The organism is Nitrospirota bacterium (genome assembly GCA_016214845.1).
In the GTDB taxonomy this organism is placed as follows: Bacteria; Nitrospirota; Thermodesulfovibrionia; order UBA6902; family UBA6902; genus SURF-23.
Genome location: JACRMS010000038.1, coordinates 24,359 through 43,028, shown reverse-complemented (window position 1 = coordinate 43,028; position 18,670 = coordinate 24,359). Strand labels below are relative to the sequence as shown.

The window sequence follows — 18,670 nt, the reverse complement described above, 5'->3', positions numbered from 1 at the left end:
TCATTTTTTACTCCTTCCTTCTATAGCTTCAGAAGCCTTTGATAAGATATGTTCTATTTCCTTTTCAAATGCAAGCCGGTTCCTGCTTGTATTTCCCCCGACAGTTACCCTGACCGGGCCTTTGCCGCCCTGGGATTCGTGCGCAAGATTTATCCATATCTTTTTATGGCTAATAAAAAAGGCAACGTACAAACCGATCGCCATTAAAATAGAGCCGATATAAATAAAGATCACGCCGGGGTCTTTTGATACCTGAAGACCCGTGTATTCCACGCCCTGGTAGTCTGCGAATTTGACCGAATGGCCTCCGGGCAGCGCGCCTGTTTCAGGATATCTTTTCAGGACCCAGCCGGTAAAAGGCTGCATACCGGGGATGCTGAACTGTATTGCTACTCCGGGATTAACCATGTTATCTGAATATGTGGTCAACGCGCCGGTGTTTCTGTCCTGTGTAAGCGCTGGTGAAAAATTAACAACAGTGCCTCTGATCCCGGTGCCCGGGACTTCAAAAGAGCCACCTGGTCTGAGCTGCACTTTGGTTGACTGGCCGCCGTTCGGGGTAATGTCCAGGACAAAAGTGCCCACCGCGTTTGGGACCATGCCGTAGCTTGACTGGAAAAAGGTGATCCCCTTGTACTTGAGCGGGGAGTTGACCTCAATGATCTTTTTCATGACTTCGCTGCCGTTGTCAATCACTGTCAGTTCGCTCTGGAATTTCATGGGCGTATCAGTGCCTTCATAATATTTCGTATCATACCAGTTGCACCTGACTGAAAATTCCAGGGGGATTGTCTTGCCGTCCTGTGAAAACGCCATGTCAGAAACCTGCCCTTCGGGAAGATTCAGAAATCCGGTGAACCCGAAACGCGCCCCGATTATGGCGCCAACTAAAATCAGGATGATGCTCACATGCACGATGTAAAACCCAAAGCGGGCATACTTGCCTTTCTGGGAATAAAGCTGTACGGAATTTTCTTCCTTTGATTCAAGGAATTTGTATCTTGATGAATTCAGGATGTTTACGAACTCGTCCTTTGCTATATTGAGGTGGGTCTTAAATTTTACTTCCTTTTTTACGGGAAGGGTTTTAAGTACGTTTTCCGGCAGCGGCCTCAAAGGGTTTTTCACGAGGCGCCATGTCTTTGGAAATTTATCGATTGTGCAGACGATGAGGTTAATGCTGAAAATTATCAGGAAGCTTACAAACCACCACGAGCGGTACATATCCATGAAACCGAGTTTCGCGAAAACGTTGTAAACCGACGGCGCGGCGGAATCGCCGAAAAACTTCGCGAGCAGTGCAATATTTTTTGCGGGCTCAGCCTGCTGTTCAACAATGGTGCCGATTATTGAAGAAAGGGCTATAATGATGAAAACGCCGATAGCGAGTTTTACGGACGCTAAAAAACTCCAGACCGACTCGAATATATCTTTCTTTTCTTTCTCTTCCAAAAAAACCTCCGACATTTAATATAGCTTTTCATAAATTATGAAGTCAACGTGAGCAGGGCAAATTGACATTTTATAGGATACAGGGTTGTTATGAAGAATTTGTGAATGCGCACTCCCGGTCTTTACGCCTTTACCCTCGTCAGTCTCATAGCGTTTAAGATAACAGCGAGGCTCAGGCCCATGTCACCCACCCCGACTGCGATCCAGAGGTTGATAAACCCCAGAGAGGCGAGGACAGTAAAACTTCCCTTGATGAGAATTGAGACGGTGAGGTTCTGTTTAACAACCTGCATGGTCTTTCTGCTTAACGATATGAGGTAATCAATCCTGGACAGATCATCATGCATCAATGCGATGTCCGCTGTCTCTATGGCAACGTCGGAGCCGATAGTGCCCATGGCTATCCCGACATTTGCCTTTGCAAGCGCAGGCGCGTCGTTAACGCCGTCGCCGACCATTGCAACAGAGCCGTATTTGCCGGCGAGTTCCTCGACAACCCTGACCTTGTCTTCAGGCAACAACTCAGCATGATATCCGTCAATTCCGATCGTGTCCGCCAACGCCTCCGCGACCTTCCTGTTGTCACCGGTCAGCATCTCCGTTCTTATGTTTGCATTCTTAAGGTGCGTAATTATCTCATGCGCGTTTTGCCTGACCATATCTCCCAGCGCTATTACTCCCACTGCCTGCTCCCTGGTTGAAATAAAAATAGAGGTCTTTCCTTCCTTCTCCAGCCCCGGCAGTTCGTCAGGCAGGTTGATGGACAAATTATCGAAGAGGTTCCTTGCGCCCGCATAATATGTATTGCCGTTTATCAGGGCCTGCACTCCCTTACCTTTAACCGACATAAAATTATCTATCTCCTTCAGCCGGATGCCTTCCTTATGCGCTCTGGCAAGTATGGCCTTTGCGATGGGATGTTGCGAGCGAGCTTCCAGGGAAGCGGCGATGGAGAGGACCTCCTGCCCGGAATGACCGTTAAAACCGATAACATCCGCCACTTCAAGCCTGCCCCTTGTCAGCGTGCCGGTTTTATCAAACGCGCAAGCCTTTACCCTGCTCAACTCTTCGATAAACGTTGCCCCCTTAATTAAAACCCCGTGCCTCGCCGCGCTTGATATTGCTGAGACCATGGCAACCGGCGTTGAGATCGCCATTGCGCAGGGGCAGGACACGACCAGAAGGACCAGTGCCCTGTAAAACCAGTCATGCCACGGATAACCGAGAATGAACGCGGGGATGAAAAACGTTGCGAATGCCAGGGAGATCACTACGGGGGTATAATAACGGGCAAACCTGTCTATGAATTTTTCAGTCTTTGATTTCTGTCTTTCAGCCTCTTCAACTATCCTTACAATTTTGGAAAGGACAGTGTCCTCCGCTTTCCTGTCAACCTCGACCTCAAGATAGCCGTCCTCGTTCATAGTGCCCGCGAAAACCTCATCCCCCTCGAACTTGTCTGCCGGCAACGACTCTCCTGTTATTGTCGCCTCGTTGACGGATGACCGCCCGGCAATGACTTTGCCGTCCATAGGGATTTTTTCACCGGGGCGTATGACAACGATGTCTCCTATTTCAACTTCATGAGTGTGGAGCTCGGTCTCTTTTCCGTCCCTTTTTACCCTCGCGGTCTCAGGGGCCAGTTTCAGCAACTGGCTGATCGATTTCTTTGCATTATCGCCCGCGTATGCTTCCAGGGACTCCGCGACGAAAAAGAGATAAATTACCGCAGCGCCCTCTTCGCCGTGCCCGATGAAAAAGGCCCCGAACGACGCTAAGCTCATGAGAAAATTCATGTCCAGCCGCAATTTAAAAAGCGAAAGGACCGCCTTTTTCAAAATATCTTTTCCCGCCACTGCTACAACTGATATAAATATCAACTGAGCGGCAAAATGGTATGAGGTCAGGAAGTTAATTAACAAACCGGACAATAAGAGCAGCCCCGTCGAGATACTGATTATCAATGTCCGGCGTTTCCAGAAAGGGGGCTTTTCTTCAAGGAAGTCAACCGCACAGCACGAGCAGGTCCTCTCGTTGCTGCCGCAGGAATTTGTTTCGGTCTGTAGTTTGATCCGGCTCATGACTTTTAACTTCCCAGTCGAGGCAGCGCCTCGCCTCTACATTTCTATTCTCTTACGTGTCTTAACCCCTGGTTGAACAATGTCTTAATGTGCGCGTCAACCAGCGAGTAGTAAACTATCCTGGCCTCTTTCCTGAATTTTACCAGACGCATGTTCCTCAGGGTCCTCAGTTGGTGCGAAACCGCTGAGATGCTGATGCCGAGTATGCTTGCAATATCGCATACGCAAAGCTCTTCCTCTGAAAGGGCATGTATTATTTTTGTGCGGGTGGGGTCTGCCAGAACATTAAACGTCTCCGACAGCTTACCCGCTTCATTGTCGGTAAGCATCACCTTCTTAACGGCCCTGACCTTCTTTTTGTCTATGGTTTTTACCTGGCAGACATCCTGCTTCTTTTTAGGCGGCATTGCAGACTCCTTTCTTTACTTGCTCACTTGTTCAAGTATATCATTTAACCTGATTACTGTCAAAATTACCCGGCAAGCTTTGAGAAAATATTTTTTACTGTTAAAATATACCGATGCTGAAAAATATTTTATTGCTCAACCTGGTCATGCTGATTGTCCTAACTCCGCTGGCTTCTCACGGGCACCAGAAAGTATTGACTATCCTTTATACCGGAGGCCTTCAGGGCGAGCTTGAACCGTGCGGCTGTTCTCCCAAGACCGACTTCGGCGGCGTGGCAAGGCTTGCCGGTTATATCTCTGAAAACGGTAAAAACCTGTCCCCTTACGTCTTGATCGACTCCGGCAATTTCAGCGGCGATGATACGCCGCAGGGCAGGTTAAAGACCGGGGCCATGCTCAAGGCATTTAATATGATGAAATATGACGCGGTCGCATTAATGAAAAAAGCGAAGCTGTCCCCCGATGATTTTATCTCCCCCCTGCTGCAAAAATATAAAATACCCGCCGTTTCCAAAACACGATCAATTCCAGTAATCAGGGGCACGGCCGGCATTAACATAGGTTCTGGTCCTGCGGATTATCAAAAGGGCAAGCTGAATATCCTTCTTACGGACACCCCTGTTTCCGGATTAAAAGACGTGAAAGGATGGGACGTGATTATCACTTCATCCGGCGAGATACTCGATGAACCCGTTAAAGTAGATGGCGCGATTGTCACGGCCGGTTACCCGAAGGGAAAGAACCTCGGTGTCCTGGCCCTGAAGATCATGGACCATACGGGGAAGGTAAGCAGTTTCAAGCACAGATGGCAGCCCCTCGGTAATGATATAAAAGAAGATACGGCGGTGCGCGGTATTTTAAACGACTATGACGCCCTGGTCGCAAAGCTTTTTAAGGAATCCGCAAGACCTCCGCAGGCACAAACAACTTATCTCGGAGTGGCAAAATGCGCTGAATGCCATCAGCCTTTTGTTGAGGGCTGGAAGGACACGCGTCATGCGGGCGCTTTTGCAAGCCTTGAAAGGGTGGGAAAGTCAGAAGACCCTGAGTGTATAAAATGTCACGTTGTCGGGTTTGGAGAGGAAGGCGGATTTTACAGCTTTCAAACCACTCCTGACCTCGCCAATGTCCAGTGCGAGGTCTGCCATGGACCGGGCAAAGAACATCTCAAAGACTTTGACAAATCCTTAACGCCTGTTACAGAATCAGCCTGTCTGAGATGTCACACAAAGGACAACAGCCCTGATTTCAATTACAATGTTTACAGGGAAAAGATCAAACATTAATAGACTCAGGAGGAAAGAAATGATTTTCAAAAAGTTATTGGTAACATTACTATTTTTAGTCATGCTGCCATTCTCTGCATACGCGGTTGACAGTTCATCAATTAAGGGCGCATACACCCAATTGCCGGAAAGTAAATTTACATTCGACGGGGAAAAGGTTGAGGTGGTTGAATTTCTCAGCTTCTATTGCGCGCACTGCTATGAATTTGAAAAATCTGTCCCGGTCATAAAAGGGAATTTTCCTAAAAAGATCAAATGGAAGATCGTCCCGGTCTTCTGGGGCAAGGGTTCTCCGAAACCCGGAGAGGCTTACCTGCTTGCCGAGGAGTCCGGCAAGGGCGAACAGATGAAGAAGGCGCTCTTCGACTCCTTTTTTCTTGAGAAGAAAGAAATCGGCGACGTTGAGGTCCTGGAAAACATAGGCACGCAGCTTGGGCTCGGTTTTGATTTCAGCCGCAGGCTGAGGGCGGGAGAAAAGGCCAAAGATATCGGCGAGGCGTTAATAATGATGAAGACTTACAATATCGAGGAAACACCCACATTGATAATTGCCGGCAACCTTAAGGTAAGCCCGAGCATGGCCGGACCCAATGTGGACGCCTTCAGAGAAAATGTGATTACAATAATAAAGAGTATTTTGAAAGGTCATTAGCCATACCGAGGATGATGAATATCGCAGATTAATGAAATCTTATTATTATCTGTGAAATCTGTGTAATCTGCGGACTGAATTTTTATCTCTGTGTCCTCTGTGGCTTAAAGTTAAAATGAAAATTCTTGCCATTGAAACCGCAACAGTCGCAGGCAGCATTGCGATACTCGACGATAACACCGGCCTTATCGCAGAGATAAGGGTGGACGTTAAAGTCGTTCATGCCGAGAGACTGATGCCCTCTATCCAGTGGCTGATGAACGCCGCCGGCATCTCAATAAATGAAATTGACGCCTTTGCCGTATCCATCGGACCGGGTTCCTTCACCGGGCTCAGGATCGGCCTCAGCACGGCAAAGGGCTTTGCGTATGCGACAGGCAAACCGCTTGTGCCGGTGCCGACCCTTGACGCATTCGCGAGAACACTCCCTTTCTGTTCATACACAATATGCCCGATGCTTGATGCAAGAAGAAATGAGGTTTATGCGGGACTCTATCGCTGGGACGGAGGCGCCTGCGGAAAGGTGCTGCCTGAAACCGCTATAAGCCCTGCTGAATTGCTGCAAAAAATTAATGGGCCCACAGTGTTCATGGGTGAAGGAGTGAAGATTTATAAAGGGCTTATCCTGGATACCGTGAAGGAGTTTGCCGTATTTGCCCCTCCATCGAGAATGTCGCCGTCAGCCTCGACTGTCGCGGAAATAGCGGTGGAGAAATTAAAAGAGGGCATAACAGCAGACACTGTGAGTCTCGCCCCATTTTATATACGCAAGTCTGAGGCAGAGCTCCGTTGGAAGGGATAACGATCAGGGCTATGTCCCTTGCCGACCTGCCGCAGGTCCATGCCATTGAAACCCGTTGCTATACAACCCCGTGGTCTTTAAATTCATTCAAATATGAGATCGGAAATCCGGACGCGGTCCTGAAAGCTGCTGTTTCTGAAAACCGGGTGATCGGCTATGCATGCGCGCGAACAATACTCGATATGACGCATCTGCTGAACATTACGGTATTGCCTGAACACAGACGCAAAGGTGTGGCGGACATGCTCCTGCGCGCGGTCATCGAAGAACTGAAACGCTCAAAGCCCGGCATAAAGCTCACACTCGAAGTCCGGCAATCAAACACTGCGGCCATAAAGCTGTATGAAAAATTCGGCTTTACCATAACCGGCTCACGAAAAGGATACTACCAAAAGCCTGCCGATGACGCATTGTTGATGGAGCTTGAGATCCATTAAATAACTGCTCCCGCCGCATTAAATAAACAAATCTTAAGGTTCCATAACAATAATATATTTGACAATGGTATGCCTGTTGTTAAAAAGTCTAATACTGAGTATTCAGTGGTGAAGGGAAAGATTGTTCCGGTTTACGATTAGTGATTGCCCCGGGAAGGGTATCTCTATTTGTTTCCGCCAAGAAAGGCCATCTGCGTGAAACTTCTCGAAACAGGCATTGTTAAATGGTTTGATGACAATAAAGGATTCGGCGTTATTGCCCGCGATAAAGGCGGAGAGATCTACGTCCATTACAGCGCTGTCCTTTGCGAAGGCAACGACTGCTCATTAAAAGAAGGCCACAGGGTAAAATTTACAATCTTTAAAAGTCCAAAAGGCAGCCAGGCGCAAAACGTAGTTGTCGTGGATTGAAAATAACTCCCCTCAGGTCTTCCCTATTAAAACAGAGCACATCGAATGATTCAGGACATACCGTGACACGCTGCCGAGCATCCCCCTGATGCCCCTCATCCCGCTGCTTCCAACGGCAATGATGTCTGCGTTTATGTCATTCGCTGTCTTCAGTATCTCTATCGAGGGGTCCCCGGATTTTGACAGCTCCTCGATTTTTGAAAACCGTCCGCCTAAATATTCACGGACCTTTTTAGTTATCTTTTCAGATTCTTTAAATTCAGCCTCTCTTGTGTTCGCAACCATTTCCTTGATTTTTTCATTTATTCCAAACGCGAACCTCTCCGGAATATCCGAGAGCGCGGAAGACACCACATTCAGTACCGTCACCTCTGTATCTGCGGGAAACGGGATTGAGGCCAGGGTCTTGCCCATCGCATCTGAATATATGGAGCCGTCCGAGGCAAAGAGGACCTTCAGCTTCCCGGTCTCTTTCCACTGCGGAGGTCTAACTGCGAGGACTGGCACAGGCGATTTGATGGCAACCAGTTTTGTAACGCTCCCGACAATGAGTGATTCGAGACCCCTGCGGCCTTTTGCCCCCATGACTATAAGGTCTGCTCCCGAATCGCCGGCTGTATTTACAATAGCCTTGTCAGGGAAATCTTCAACGGATGACGTGCTGACCTTTGCTTTTACCGGTTTGAGAATATCAGCGGTTGATTTGAGGATCCCCGGTACGATTTCCTCCATCAACCCCTTGACATTAACGTAAAAGGCCTCCATTTCACTCATGAGAGGCGTCCAGCTTACAGCGTGAAAGACCAGGACCTCATCATCAGAGGAAAGATTAAACCTTGTTAAAAACTTTGCCGCTCCCTCGGAATTCTCCGAGCCGTCCGTGGCAAGCAATATCTTCATCTCAACACCCTCCCGCCGGTTAAGTGTTTATAATAAAAGCGAGCTTCTATGTAAATTGTATCACGTTTTTTGATTGCCGGATTTATTAATTGACTGATTTAAATACAACCCTCAACTGTCAGGAAGCCCTGTTTGCTCCTGTCCCATTTGAAACATTTCAAGTCGTGGATCTTTCCGCTTCTCACCGAGATCACTATGTGCAGGGCATCGGGGAATTCCGGCTCTCCGAATACGGTTTGAGCGGTAAAGTCTTCTTCTGAAAAGTAAGCATCATTCTCAGGGTGGGAGTGATAAAAAGCGATAACCCCTTCGCCATGCCCCTTTGCCCTTGAAATGATCCCCTCTAATTCTTTCCGGTCAATGACATAAGCCGTGCGGGCGTCCCTGGGGTGGCCCCGGGGGTCCTGCGAATGCAGCCTGTTTTGAATATTCTCGCACATATGCGCGGTTTGATTATGCCCGTCACCCGTTATAATTCCGCAGCATTCCTCAGGGTATGTTTTCAGGGCATGTTGAAACATGGCCTCGATGATGTCTTTGTTCAGTTTCATAATACTAAACCTCTTCCGAACGGTATTATAAATTATCTGTAAAGTTTTTCAATAAACTGCCGATGAGAGTTACAAGGAGAACTATGCATGAGAAAATTCAATTCGCTTCTTAAGACTATTTGTAATGTGATGAGGACACGCCGCGCTGTTTGTTTATTACCCATAGTAATTGCCCTCCTGTTTTTTGCAGGATGTACGTTATCGAAGACTACCTCTGACGCAGATGTTGTTAAGCTTGTGAAAAATTATTACCTTTTCAACCACGCGGGCGAGCAGATCAGGGCCAAGGTGATTGAACGCGGAGAATATAATAAAGACTGCAACTGCTATCCGGTAAGACTGGAGATCTGTGTTCCCAATAAAAAAGCCTGCAACAAGACTTTCTATCTCTTCAAAAACAATTCCGGGGAAGTTGAAGTGACCGAGTTCATGCCTAAAGGCAACGCCAGCGCTTAAAGCCACACCCCGCGCTGACATCTTTCATTTACTTGAACTTTTGCACTATTGCACTTCTGCACTATTGCACTTCTGCACTATTGCACTTCTGCACTGTTTTGCTTTTGGTAGAGTTTTGTGGTCACAATTATTGACACAATCAAAATATACTTGCTAAACTTATTGCAGGAGGCAATATGAAGGTGGCAACAGTCAGAGAATTCAGGGACAAAGCTACAAGTTATTTTAAGGACGACGAGCCTGTTCTTGTTACAAGGCATGGCAAAGTAGCAGGACTTTATCTGCCAATCGAACATCCGGAGAGCTTTCCTTTGGAACTCAGAAAAGAGCTGCTGGTCCGTCTTGGTGAATTCGTAGGCCGTTCACTTGAGAAAAAGGGAATAACAGAGGGGAAACTACTTGCAGATTTCAACGCCTTTAAAAAAACTCGCCGCAGACGCTAACGTCATCCTCTCCGCAGTTGCCGGCAAGGCAGCGCTCCGCGTATTTCTGAAAGAAGATATTGATTTCGTAACAACACAGTTTAATATTGACGAAGTCAGAGAATACCTTGGCGTTATCGCGGAGCAGTATGGAATCAGCGAAGAAATTCTTGAGTCCCAGCTCAAACTCCTTCCCATTAAAATTTACCCTCAGCATTCTTACGAAGATTTTATTCAAAAGGCGTCCAGGAAATTGTCAGGCAGGGATGAAGACGATATAGAATTGCTTGCGCTTGCAATGAAGCTGAAAGTTCCTGTCTGGAGCAATGACAGGGATTTTAAACATTCAGGAATTGAGGTTTTTACAACTGCAAAACTGTTGAAGATTTTGAAAGCGTAATAAATACCTTTACCTTACAACCACGTATCTTCCCTGTCCTTTAAACTTCAGAACCCCTTTTTTGTGCTTCCGACTATTGCACTTCTGTACTTTTGCACTATCGTTGCCGACAGATTTGGGGGCGGATGCGTTAGAAATTGAGACTGCTTTCTAAACTTGTAATCTCGTACGTTCTTGTGTGCAATTCAGACAACTGGACATAACTCATAAATCGGGTCCTCTTTAGAATCGGCGTGAAAGCATTTAAAGACAATTTAGTCTCGAATTCTTTTTCTCTTGCTTTATCCGCCACAATGTAAAATTGCACATAAAAATCTTGAAGCTCTAAAAATTTCAGTAGAGAGTTTTGAATATCTGTTGAATGTTCAATCTCAAAAAACATATGCGGCATTTTCCTGAAATTAAACCAGCTAACATCAACTGTTCGTGCTTTCTGAAGGATGCTGTCATATGTGAATTTATAAAGTTCGCTGACTGTTGTTATCTGGCCAATCCTTTGGCCCAAATAGATTTTATTCTTGTCCTGATTTGGGACATGGGTTTTAAACTTTTTTAAATTCCCGACTTCCACAAGCAATCCCTGATAGTATGTATGATTAAATTCTTCCTGTTTTGTTTTGGGCATCCCCTTTGTCGGCAGTATATTGTCGGGTAGTTTATTCCTGAAAGATTTTAAAGCCCACAACCCCGGTCTGATTCTGAAGAAAAACCTGTCGTCCTGCACAATTCTTCTGATGCTCGCAAAAGGGGTTTTAGTTCTCCACTCGCAATCCTTTACTCTTAGAACTTCCTGATTCAAAAAGCCAAGAGTTGCGTATCCCCCATTATCTTGCATCACCTTTATAACTGCTTCATGTTGTTTCATGCTTGGTATTTTAGCAAAAGCGTTCAAGTTTTTTATTGTTACTTATAGTCTGTTGACATTTGCACCCGATTCGATCAATGATCGATCAAAATAGGGCTCTCAGACGGTCTTCGTGTATTGCAAATAATGTCTTACATTACTTCATACGATCGAGGATCGTCCTGAGAGCCTGATTAGAATGTTAAGCAGGCGGCGGTGGGTGTAAAGAAGCTTCAACCTGAAAGCTTTGACCTTGAATGCACCACAGTTTGGTCTTTTCCGAAAAGAGGCAACTGGGCAACCCACAGATCCGACTACAGGGGTAACTGGTCTCCGCAGGTCGTCCGCAACTTGGTCCTTCGCTATTTAAATGAAGGCAATGCGGTCCTTGCCCCTATGGTCGGCGGAGGAACGACATTGATTGAATGCAAGCTGACAGGAAGAAGAGGTATTGGCATTGACATAAACCCTAACTCAATAAAGATTACTCAGGAGAGATTGAATTTTGATTATCTCTACTCGCAACCTCAAGATTGTTTTATTGGAGATGCAAGGAATCTTGAAGTCATCGAAGAGGGATCAATTGATTTGGTATTGACTCATCCGCCGTATGCGGACATTATCAAATATTCGGAAGGTAAGATTAACGAAGACCTGTCGAACATTCATTCCATTGATTCCTTCTGTGATGAAATAGAAAAAGTAGCTCGTGAATGTTTCAGGGTTTTAAAACCCGGTAAGTTCTGCGCCATCCTTATAGGCGATACGAGAAGAAACAAGTTCTACATTCCCCTCGCATTCAAAGCCATGGAGCGGTTTTTAAAGGCGGGATTTGTTTTGCGGGAGGACATCATCAAAGTCCAGCACAACTGCAGGGCAACGGGCTTCTGGGTGAAGAAGTCGAAGCTGTACAACTTTCTGCTCATAATGCACGAGCACATTTTTGTGTTCCAGAAACAGTGCAATAGTATATAAAGCACAGGAGAAAAAACGGACTTTGAAACCTAACGGCAAGAACATTGAAATCGCCCTCGAACTGCTTGAGCTTTCCTTAATACTGAAAAAGTCTGTGAAAAAAGCAATAAAGAAAAAAATAGTGCCACAGCACAAAAGTGCCCTACTACTTCCCCCTGTCCCTGAAGATCAGGTACCCCGAAAGCAGGATCAGTGATCCGCCAAAGAGCGCGGTCAGCCCCGGCAGTTCATTGAGAAAGATAAACGCTAATATGGTCGCGCCTATGGGTTCAAAGTAGCCGAGTATCGCGGCGTCATTTGCCTTTACGCTCTGAAAGCCCTGGACATAAATCAGCGGGGCAATGGTGGAATGAAGCACGCCCATGGCAATCAGGTAGGGCAATGACTGCATTGAGACGGGGATTGTGAAAACAAACGGCAGGAGTAAAACGGCGACTATGCTGTTTTGCAGGAAGATGATAACAAGGGACAGATATTGCGATGCAACAACCCTCAGTATCAGTATGAGGAAGGCATATGCGATGCCTGAGCAGGCCCCGGCAATAATTCCGTAACGCTCGCTGACGCTCATGGACGCTGCCCCGCCTGATGAGGGCATCCAGAGCATAAGCCACAACCCGATGGATGACAGGACGATGGCAAGCCACGTTGTCTTATGACTCTTCTCTTTTAAAAATATGGGCGCTAAGATCGCGACGAATATCGGGGCCGTGTAGTGCGCCAGCACGGCATTGGCTATTGTCGTGTGCTTGAACGCGAAATAAAAAAGCAGGGTATTTGCAATAGTGCATACCGGTATGGCAATGAGAAGCAGAATTTTGTGGACGCGGTTTGCGATGTCAAGGTCCTTCCTGAACTGCCCTTTCAGCAACAGCAATATCCACTGGATTACCCCGGCGATGGCGCAGGAGTAGAAAACAATAGCGACATTGGGCAGCCCGATGTTCCTGATAAAGATCCCGAGCGAGCTCCAGATAAGGATTGCGATGATGATCTTTAAATAACCCATTTAAACAATAAAGGATAAAAAATGAAGAATGATAAATTAAGGAATATTGATCTCAAAAAATATTTATTACAACTCCAGCCTTTTCACTTGCTCAAGAACAAAAGCCCTTATCTCTTTTGCAGGCAGGGGCTTTTGTGAAACCTTACCTTTGGCGATAAAGGGAGTGAGTACGTCATTGAATCTCCCGCCGCATTTGCATCTGTGCTTCCTGTTATCGTTTGGGGCTATGAGCGGCGTATTGCATTTCCCGCAGCGAAGCACGCGCTTGCTGCCTGACCATTTCCCCCTCTTCGCAAGAGACTTGCCGTCAACCTCCATGATGTCCATCGCGAAATCCACAACAGGCACGTTGCTTATTGACGTGCCGATCCCATAAGCATCAACAAAGGGGTTCAATTCCGGCACATCTTTTTCCCTGATCCCGCCGCTCACATAAAGCTTTATTTTTTTATGCCCTCTCAGATTCAGCTCCCAGCGCACCTCCTGAAGGATGCGGTAGAAGCTGCCCCTCCGTGAAGAAGGCGTATCAAGCCTCATCGCAAAAAGTTTTTCTCCCATTGCTTCCGCCACGTTCAGTGCCTCGAATTTTTCATCAAGGAATGTGTCGATGAGCGCGACCCTTTTGAATCTTGGAGCAAGCACCTCGTCGTATGCCTTTATGGCCTCGACTGTTGAGCCCATGCAAATTATCAGCGCGTGCGGCATTGTGCCCATAGGGTCTTCGCCGATAATCTCTCCCGACTTCCCGACAGCCACGCCGTCACATCCGCCGACGTACGCGTTCCTCTCTATCATAGGGGCCAAAACAGGGTGCATCCTCCGTGCGCCAAAGCTGATTACCGGGCGTCCTTCGGCAAGCTTTTTAAAACGCGCCGCCTTTGTGGCGATGCCAGAAGCCTGGCACATGAGCCCAAGCAGCGCAGTTTCAAACACGCAGAAATCCTGATACCGGCCCTCAACCTCCATCACCGGTTCATAGGGGTAAAAGACCGTGCCTTCTTTAAACGCCCTCGCTTTGACAGGGACGTGTTTGAGGAGATACGCGACCTCCTCCATGCCGGAAAGTACAGCCCACTGCCAGGCATCGGGAAGGGTCTTTGCGATAAACTCCGCCTTGACAACCGGGTTTATCTTTTTGGCCTTCAGTATTTTAATGGTGCGCTCAAAATATACGTCCGTTATTTTGCCGTCTAAAATGTCTTTCGGGTCAGCAGTATGGAACATCCCTCCTCCAGAACAATCTTGTTGGGCGTTTCGCGAAACGCCCCTACTATAAAATCTTTGCCCCAAGCACGTTCTTCATTATCCTTAATGCCGCATCGTGGTCTTCTTTTGCAAGCCCGGCAACACCGCTTTCAACGACTGTAACTTTGTAATCCAGCAGCACAGCTTCAAATGCAATGAACATTACACATATGTGGGTAACGCATCCTGTAAGCCTGACGCTGTCTATTTTGAGTCCCTTCAAGGTCTCTTCGAGTTTTGTATTGTAAAAGCCGGAATAACTTTTTTTCTTGATGACGATATCATCTCCCTGCGGCTTGAGTTCATCAATCACCTGCGCCCCTTTGGTCCCGTCAACCGTGTGCGCAGGCCAGCCGAATTTGGCAAACTCCCTATCTTCTTTGTCGTGAGCGTCGCAGAGATAAATTACGGGGTCGCCTTTAGAGCGCGCGTTCTCTATTTCTTTTTTAATGGCAGATATGACCTTCCGCGTATCCGGCACCTCAAGAGGCGAACCTTCAAGGACAAAATCATTCAGCATATCTATCACAATCAGGGCTTCCTTATTACTGACACTGACACCATTCACCTATACTCTCCATTATTGTTTGAATTTATCAACCAGCGCCTTCTCGACCATCTCAGGCACCAAACCTTTGACAGAGCCGCCGAATGACGCAACTTCCTTGACCAGTGTTGACGAAAGAAAGGTGTATTCTTCGCTTGGCATCATAAAGACTGTTTCAATGTTTGCGTCAAGCCGCCTGTTCATGAGGGCCATCTGGAGCTCGTATTCAAAATCAGACACCGCGCGAAGGCCCCGGATGATGGCGATGCTCTTTTTATCTTTAGTGTAATCGACCAGAAGGTTACTAAAGTGCTCCGCCCTGGCCCCCTTGAATCCCCTGATCGATTCCTCTATGAAATTTAACCGCTCCTCAATTGTGAACAAGGGCTGCTTCTTATAGCTTGGCGCAACGGCGATGACCACCTCATCGAAGATCTTCAGCGTCCTTTGTATAAGGTCTATGTGGCCGTTGGTCAGAGGATCAAATGTACCCGGGTAAATCGCAATTTTACTCATCATCCGCTCCTGTCGTAAATTATAGCTGATTAATAAAGAAATACCATTATTCTTTTTTATCCTGAATAAGACAGTTGCCACGAATGAACACGAATAATCACGAATAAAACATGTGTGTCTTTGAAATTAGTATGGTAACTGTCTGTTGCATCTTTTTTATTCGAGTCAATTCGTGGCTAATAAACCTTTTTAGCTTCATAAAGACTGAGCACCGTGTCGCCGTAAGTGTAGTCCCTGATCTTATGCAGCCTGTCAAATGCATCCGGCAGGTGTTTTTTCGTGAAATGCTCTGCGGCGACGATCCCGTCATCCTTCAGGATATTTGATTTTCCAAGCGCGGACAGGGCCTCCATTATCTCCTCTGTGTGGTAAGGAGGGTCGAGAAAAATTATGTCAAAGCCCTCCCCGTTCATCTCAGCCCAGTCAATAAAAGCCAGGACTTTTTTTGTTACCACCCTCGCCTTTTCAGCGAAACGATTTTTGTGGATGGCTTCATCGATGCCCTTGACGTTGCTCCTGCCTGCCTCGACGAATACCGCCTCCGATGCTCCGTGTTTGAGCGCTTCGATGCCGACAGCGCCTGTGCCCGCGTATAGATCGAGGAACCGGGCATTGTCAGTCCTGCCGCGCAGGATGTTGAATAAAGCCTCCCGGACCTTCGAGGATGTCGGCCTTAAAGATTTCGATATTTTCATTGGTAAACCCGCCGCATAAGTATAAAACAGATTGCCTTCCAATTTGTGCAAATAATCAAAAACGCCTCACGGCCAGTGCTATACTTTTACAGAATATAAGGACCAAATTCAATCCATGCTCGATATCAGGGACCATCTCAGGGAGACTGTAAGCTTCCTCGCAAAAGAAATAGGCCCGCGCCCCTATACACAAACCGGCGCGCTGAATAAGGCCGCTGATTATATTAAATCAAAATTCAGCGAATACGGTTATCATGTCTTTGAGCAGCCGTATAAAGTTGAAGAAAATACATACGCAAATATCTACGTGGAGGTCAGAGGCAAAAAGATGCCGGAGAAGCTCCTTGTGGCAGGCGCTCATTATGACACGGTGATCGGAACTCCCGGTGCGGATGACAACGCAAGCGGGATTGCGGGACTGCTTGAGCTTGCTCGGCTGTTAAAAGACACGCGGCTTGACAGGACCGTTCAGTTTGCCGCGTTTACCCTTGAGGAGCCTCCTTTTTTCAGGAGCAGGCATCAGGGCAGTTATGTATACGCTCATGACCTCAGACAAAAGGGCGCTCAGGTTGAAGGCATGATATGCCTTGAGATGATAGGGTATTTCACCGACAGGCCGGACAGCCAGTTTTTCCCGTTGCCCTTCCTCAGATGGTTCTATCCCTCTGAAGGAAATTTTATAACCCTTGTCGGTAATATTCGATCGAGAGCGTTTCTGAACAGGATGATGAAAGGCTTTAAAAAAGGAACGGACTTGCGCGCCGAGTCATTTACAGGCCTTCCGATCGTCCCTGGAACAGACTTCTCAGACCACAGGTCTTTCTGGAAATGCGGCTATAATGCAATTATGGTGACGGACACCGCCTTTTACAGAAACCCGCAATATCACGGGACCGGCGATGTCCCTGAGGTCCTCGATTATGAACGGATGGCAAAGGTCGTCCTCGGTATTAGATCAGCGATAGAGGAGATAGCGGGAAGATAAATTGATCTGTGCCGGCCCGCTAATCGGTAACTTCGATAACGCCTTCCATGCCTTTTTCCCTGTGGTTTTTAAAAAACAGGAACTTTTTATCGCAGTAGAAAGGATATGTGCCCGTCTTAGACGGAGTGAATTTCAGTGTCCTCTTCTCCGTGTCCAGCGAATCCCTGATTTCCATCCCTGCATCCGGTGAAGCTATCACGATATTATGGGGCACTATGCCGGGGTTTTTCCTGATTATCAGTTCCACCGGTACATCCTTCTTTACAACTATATAGTTCGGATCGAAAAAATAATCACCGCCGACGATCTCGATCCTCTGAACACCGTCAGCAGCAACAGTCGCCTTGTAAACCTTTACCGCCTCTCCCTTGTCCCCGGCAAATACAACTCCTGTTAGCATCAGAAATATAATCAATAACCCAACCGCTCTCATTCTCATTCTCCTTTCACTTATGGAAAGTTTATGTTGCGTCCCTTTAAGAAAAAGCATACTACTTTTTTTGTAATTTGCAACAAAAATATCAGGCTGGGCCCGGCATAATATCGAACATCCGTACATGGTTGGTTTTAAGTGACATGCAACTGTTTGAAAATAAATGGTGGAGCTGAACGGGATCGAACCGTCGACCTCTTGAATGCCATTCAAGCGCTCTCCCAACTGAGCTACAGCCCCGATGCTGTTGATTATTTGAACGATCTTAGATATACAGTAAAATAACCATATAGAGTTTAATGGAGAATACAACTTTTTTTCAATACGCCTAAGCTATTTTATTCCATCTTGTGCTTTGCATGACTTTACTCAGTCATTTGGCATGCCTTCAGGAAAGGCGATTTTTGTGTTAATATTAAAAATAAAATTTACATTATTTGAGTTGAGACATCATGAGCAATAATAACAAGGAACACGCGACCCATAAATACAAAATCTTTATAGTTGATGATCATCCAATAGTCCGGCAGGGACTCGCCCTTCTTATTAACCAGGAAAACGACCTTACTGTTTGCGGAGAAGCAAGTGATATTTCTCAAGCTTTGCCTGCTATTGAGGACTGTCATCCGGACCTCATAATAATTGATATTTCTCTCGGTCAAAGCAATGGCATCAGACTCATCGAAAGCCTCTTAAATAAAAACCCCGAAACCTTAACTCTTGTTCTCTCCATGCACGATGAAGCATTATACGCTGAACGCTGTCTCAGGATAGGCGCAAAAGGATATATCATGAAACAAGAACCGCCCGAGAAGGTGATCTTGGCAATAAGAAGGGTCTTGAATGGCGAGATATTTGTAAGCGACACCCTGGCCGCAAAATTATTACATAAGTTCATCGCTAAACAACCTGTGCTTAACAGTTCCCCTATCGAAAGTCTCAGCAACCGTGAACTGGAGGTGTTCGAGCTTATCGGCAAAGGGCTGAAAACCCGCCAAATAGCAGAACATTTAAATCTCAGCGTGAAAACAATCGAGACATATATGGACCACATCAAGAAGAAGATGAACCTCAACGACTCACGCAATTTGTTTTTGCACGCTGTGCAATGGCTGATGAATGAAAAGTCAAAGTAGCCGCTACCGTTTAATAATTCCCTCGTCC

General features: G+C 46.7%; 23 protein-coding genes and 1 tRNA gene. 11 read left to right on the top strand and 13 right to left on the bottom strand.

Annotation, left to right across the window (positions count from 1 at the left end; genetic code table 11):
- From HZB61_15225 to HZB61_15215, 3 genes are all read right to left on the bottom strand, one after another.
- Complete coding sequence (locus HZB61_15225) at positions 1-1,452, bottom strand: cytochrome c biogenesis protein ResB (GenBank protein MBI5057960.1); 1,452 nt, start codon at positions 1,450-1,452, stop codon at positions 1-3.
- Positions 1,453-1,574: 122 nt separating this feature from the next.
- Entirely contained in the window at positions 1,575-3,533 is a 1,959-nt protein-coding gene (gene cadA / locus HZB61_15220; GenBank protein ID MBI5057959.1) for a cadmium-translocating P-type ATPase, read from the bottom strand.
- Positions 3,534-3,577: 44 nt separating this feature from the next.
- Positions 3,578-3,940, bottom strand: a complete 363-nt coding sequence (locus HZB61_15215) for a helix-turn-helix transcriptional regulator (protein ID MBI5057958.1) — start codon at positions 3,938-3,940, stop codon at positions 3,578-3,580.
- 113 nt (positions 3,941-4,053) lie between these two features.
- Between HZB61_15215 and HZB61_15210 the strand changes: the two genes are divergently transcribed.
- From HZB61_15210 to HZB61_15190, 5 genes are all read left to right on the top strand, one after another.
- Positions 4,054-5,226: a hypothetical protein gene (locus HZB61_15210; GenBank protein ID MBI5057957.1), complete on the top strand. Its 1,173-nt coding sequence runs from the start codon at positions 4,054-4,056 to the stop codon at positions 5,224-5,226.
- Positions 5,227-5,245: 19 nt separating this feature from the next.
- A complete protein-coding gene (locus tag HZB61_15205; GenBank protein MBI5057956.1) occupies positions 5,246-5,878 on the top strand; it encodes a thioredoxin domain-containing protein in 633 nt (210 codons plus the stop codon).
- Positions 5,879-5,993: 115 nt separating this feature from the next.
- Positions 5,994-6,680, top strand: coding sequence for a tRNA (adenosine(37)-N6)-threonylcarbamoyltransferase complex dimerization subunit type 1 TsaB (tsaB, locus tag HZB61_15200; protein ID MBI5057955.1), 687 nt, complete (start codon positions 5,994-5,996; stop codon positions 6,678-6,680).
- Entirely contained in the window at positions 6,668-7,117 is a 450-nt protein-coding gene (gene rimI / locus HZB61_15195) for a ribosomal protein S18-alanine N-acetyltransferase (GenBank protein ID MBI5057954.1), read from the top strand. The genes tsaB and rimI overlap by 13 nt, the downstream gene beginning before the upstream one ends.
- Before the next feature lie 195 nt (positions 7,118-7,312).
- Positions 7,313-7,528 carry a cold-shock protein gene (locus HZB61_15190; protein MBI5057953.1) on the top strand — a complete coding sequence of 72 codons (216 nt, stop codon included), beginning with the start codon at positions 7,313-7,315 and terminating at the stop codon, positions 7,526-7,528.
- A 12-nt stretch (positions 7,529-7,540) separates the two neighbouring features.
- On the opposite strand, the gene HZB61_15185 is transcribed toward HZB61_15190, so the two are convergent.
- Positions 7,541-8,428 (bottom strand): universal stress protein, encoded by an 888-nt coding sequence (locus HZB61_15185; protein MBI5057952.1) that lies wholly within the window; start codon positions 8,426-8,428, stop codon positions 7,541-7,543.
- A 98-nt stretch (positions 8,429-8,526) separates the two neighbouring features.
- Positions 8,527-8,979 carry a M67 family metallopeptidase gene (locus tag HZB61_15180; protein ID MBI5057951.1) on the bottom strand — a complete coding sequence of 151 codons (453 nt, stop codon included), beginning with the start codon at positions 8,977-8,979 and terminating at the stop codon, positions 8,527-8,529.
- A gap of 87 nt (positions 8,980-9,066) precedes the next feature.
- Here HZB61_15180 and HZB61_15175 point away from each other — a divergent pair, with 87 nt between their 5' ends.
- From HZB61_15175 to HZB61_15165, 3 genes are all read left to right on the top strand, one after another.
- On the top strand, positions 9,067-9,435 hold the full coding sequence (locus HZB61_15175) for a hypothetical protein (GenBank protein ID MBI5057950.1): 369 nt from the start codon (positions 9,067-9,069) through the stop codon (positions 9,433-9,435).
- 176 nt (positions 9,436-9,611) lie between these two features.
- Positions 9,612-9,878 carry a hypothetical protein gene (locus HZB61_15170; protein ID MBI5057949.1) on the top strand — a complete coding sequence of 89 codons (267 nt, stop codon included), beginning with the start codon at positions 9,612-9,614 and terminating at the stop codon, positions 9,876-9,878.
- Positions 9,835-10,257, top strand: a complete 423-nt coding sequence (locus HZB61_15165) for a PIN domain nuclease (GenBank protein MBI5057948.1) — start codon at positions 9,835-9,837, stop codon at positions 10,255-10,257. Before HZB61_15170 ends, HZB61_15165 begins: the two co-directional genes overlap by 44 nt.
- Positions 10,258-10,387: 130 nt before the next feature.
- On the opposite strand, the gene HZB61_15160 is transcribed toward HZB61_15165, so the two are convergent.
- On the bottom strand, positions 10,388-11,122 hold the full coding sequence (locus HZB61_15160; protein ID MBI5057947.1) for a hypothetical protein: 735 nt from the start codon (positions 11,120-11,122) through the stop codon (positions 10,388-10,390).
- Between the two features lie 195 nt (positions 11,123-11,317).
- On the opposite strand from HZB61_15160, the gene HZB61_15155 reads away from it, so the two are divergent.
- Entirely contained in the window at positions 11,318-12,076 is a 759-nt protein-coding gene (locus HZB61_15155; GenBank protein ID MBI5057946.1) for a methyltransferase domain-containing protein, read from the top strand.
- Between the two features lie 145 nt (positions 12,077-12,221).
- On the opposite strand, the gene HZB61_15150 is transcribed toward HZB61_15155, so the two are convergent.
- The 5 genes from HZB61_15150 to rsmD form a co-directional block, all read right to left on the bottom strand.
- Positions 12,222-13,085: a DMT family transporter gene (locus tag HZB61_15150; protein ID MBI5057945.1), complete on the bottom strand. Its 864-nt coding sequence runs from the start codon at positions 13,083-13,085 to the stop codon at positions 12,222-12,224.
- A gap of 66 nt (positions 13,086-13,151) precedes the next feature.
- A complete protein-coding gene (locus HZB61_15145; GenBank protein MBI5057944.1) occupies positions 13,152-14,309 on the bottom strand; it encodes a nicotinate phosphoribosyltransferase in 1,158 nt (385 codons plus the stop codon).
- A 46-nt stretch (positions 14,310-14,355) separates the two neighbouring features.
- Positions 14,356-14,850, bottom strand: coding sequence for a cysteine hydrolase (locus tag HZB61_15140; protein MBI5057943.1), 495 nt, complete (start codon positions 14,848-14,850; stop codon positions 14,356-14,358).
- Between the two features lie 60 nt (positions 14,851-14,910).
- Positions 14,911-15,393 (bottom strand): pantetheine-phosphate adenylyltransferase, encoded by a 483-nt coding sequence (gene coaD / locus HZB61_15135; protein MBI5057942.1) that lies wholly within the window; start codon positions 15,391-15,393, stop codon positions 14,911-14,913.
- A 176-nt stretch (positions 15,394-15,569) separates the two neighbouring features.
- Positions 15,570-16,088: a 16S rRNA (guanine(966)-N(2))-methyltransferase RsmD gene (rsmD, locus tag HZB61_15130; protein ID MBI5057941.1), complete on the bottom strand. Its 519-nt coding sequence runs from the start codon at positions 16,086-16,088 to the stop codon at positions 15,570-15,572.
- A gap of 115 nt (positions 16,089-16,203) precedes the next feature.
- Here rsmD and HZB61_15125 point away from each other — a divergent pair, with 115 nt between their 5' ends.
- On the top strand, positions 16,204-17,073 hold the full coding sequence (locus tag HZB61_15125; protein MBI5057940.1) for a M28 family peptidase: 870 nt from the start codon (positions 16,204-16,206) through the stop codon (positions 17,071-17,073).
- A 19-nt stretch (positions 17,074-17,092) separates the two neighbouring features.
- Here the strand turns inward: HZB61_15125 and HZB61_15120 are convergent, their stop codons facing one another.
- Entirely contained in the window at positions 17,093-17,506 is a 414-nt protein-coding gene (locus HZB61_15120) for a cupredoxin domain-containing protein (GenBank protein MBI5057939.1), read from the bottom strand.
- Positions 17,507-17,670: 164 nt separating this feature from the next.
- Positions 17,671-17,746: transfer RNA gene (locus HZB61_15115), tRNA-Ala, on the bottom strand.
- Positions 17,747-17,958: 212 nt separating this feature from the next.
- On the opposite strand from HZB61_15115, the gene HZB61_15110 reads away from it, so the two are divergent.
- Positions 17,959-18,642 (top strand): response regulator transcription factor, encoded by a 684-nt coding sequence (locus HZB61_15110; GenBank protein MBI5057938.1) that lies wholly within the window; start codon positions 17,959-17,961, stop codon positions 18,640-18,642.
- Positions 18,643-18,670 lie beyond the last annotated feature (28 nt).

Excerpts from the sequence above, each read along its gene's own strand:
- cadA (MBI5057959.1), bottom strand. The coding sequence starts at position 3,533 with ATGAGCCGGATCAAACTACAGACCGAAACAAATTCCTGCGGCAGCAAC.
- HZB61_15215 (MBI5057958.1), bottom strand. The coding sequence starts at position 3,940 with ATGCCGCCTAAAAAGAAGCAGGATGTCTGCCAGGTAAAAACCATAGAC.
- HZB61_15210 (MBI5057957.1), top strand. The coding sequence starts at position 4,054 with ATGCTGAAAAATATTTTATTGCTCAACCTGGTCATGCTGATTGTCCTA.
- HZB61_15205 (MBI5057956.1), top strand. The coding sequence starts at position 5,246 with ATGATTTTCAAAAAGTTATTGGTAACATTACTATTTTTAGTCATGCTG.
- tsaB (MBI5057955.1), top strand. The coding sequence starts at position 5,994 with ATGAAAATTCTTGCCATTGAAACCGCAACAGTCGCAGGCAGCATTGCG.
- HZB61_15185 (MBI5057952.1), bottom strand. The coding sequence starts at position 8,428 with ATGAAGATATTGCTTGCCACGGACGGCTCGGAGAATTCCGAGGGAGCG.
- HZB61_15180 (MBI5057951.1), bottom strand. The coding sequence starts at position 8,979 with ATGAAACTGAACAAAGACATCATCGAGGCCATGTTTCAACATGCCCTG.
- HZB61_15175 (MBI5057950.1), top strand. The coding sequence starts at position 9,067 with ATGAGAAAATTCAATTCGCTTCTTAAGACTATTTGTAATGTGATGAGG.
- HZB61_15170 (MBI5057949.1), top strand. The coding sequence starts at position 9,612 with ATGAAGGTGGCAACAGTCAGAGAATTCAGGGACAAAGCTACAAGTTAT.
- HZB61_15160 (MBI5057947.1), bottom strand. The coding sequence starts at position 11,122 with ATGAAACAACATGAAGCAGTTATAAAGGTGATGCAAGATAATGGGGGA.
- HZB61_15150 (MBI5057945.1), bottom strand. The coding sequence starts at position 13,085 with ATGGGTTATTTAAAGATCATCATCGCAATCCTTATCTGGAGCTCGCTC.
- HZB61_15145 (MBI5057944.1), bottom strand. The coding sequence starts at position 14,309 with ATGTTCCATACTGCTGACCCGAAAGACATTTTAGACGGCAAAATAACG.
- HZB61_15140 (MBI5057943.1), bottom strand. The coding sequence starts at position 14,850 with ATGCTGAATGATTTTGTCCTTGAAGGTTCGCCTCTTGAGGTGCCGGAT.
- coaD (MBI5057942.1), bottom strand. The coding sequence starts at position 15,393 with ATGAGTAAAATTGCGATTTACCCGGGTACATTTGATCCTCTGACCAAC.
- rsmD (MBI5057941.1), bottom strand. The coding sequence starts at position 16,088 with ATGAAAATATCGAAATCTTTAAGGCCGACATCCTCGAAGGTCCGGGAG.
- HZB61_15125 (MBI5057940.1), top strand. The coding sequence starts at position 16,204 with ATGCTCGATATCAGGGACCATCTCAGGGAGACTGTAAGCTTCCTCGCA.
- HZB61_15120 (MBI5057939.1), bottom strand. The coding sequence starts at position 17,506 with ATGAGAGCGGTTGGGTTATTGATTATATTTCTGATGCTAACAGGAGTT.
- HZB61_15110 (MBI5057938.1), top strand. The coding sequence starts at position 17,959 with ATGAGCAATAATAACAAGGAACACGCGACCCATAAATACAAAATCTTT.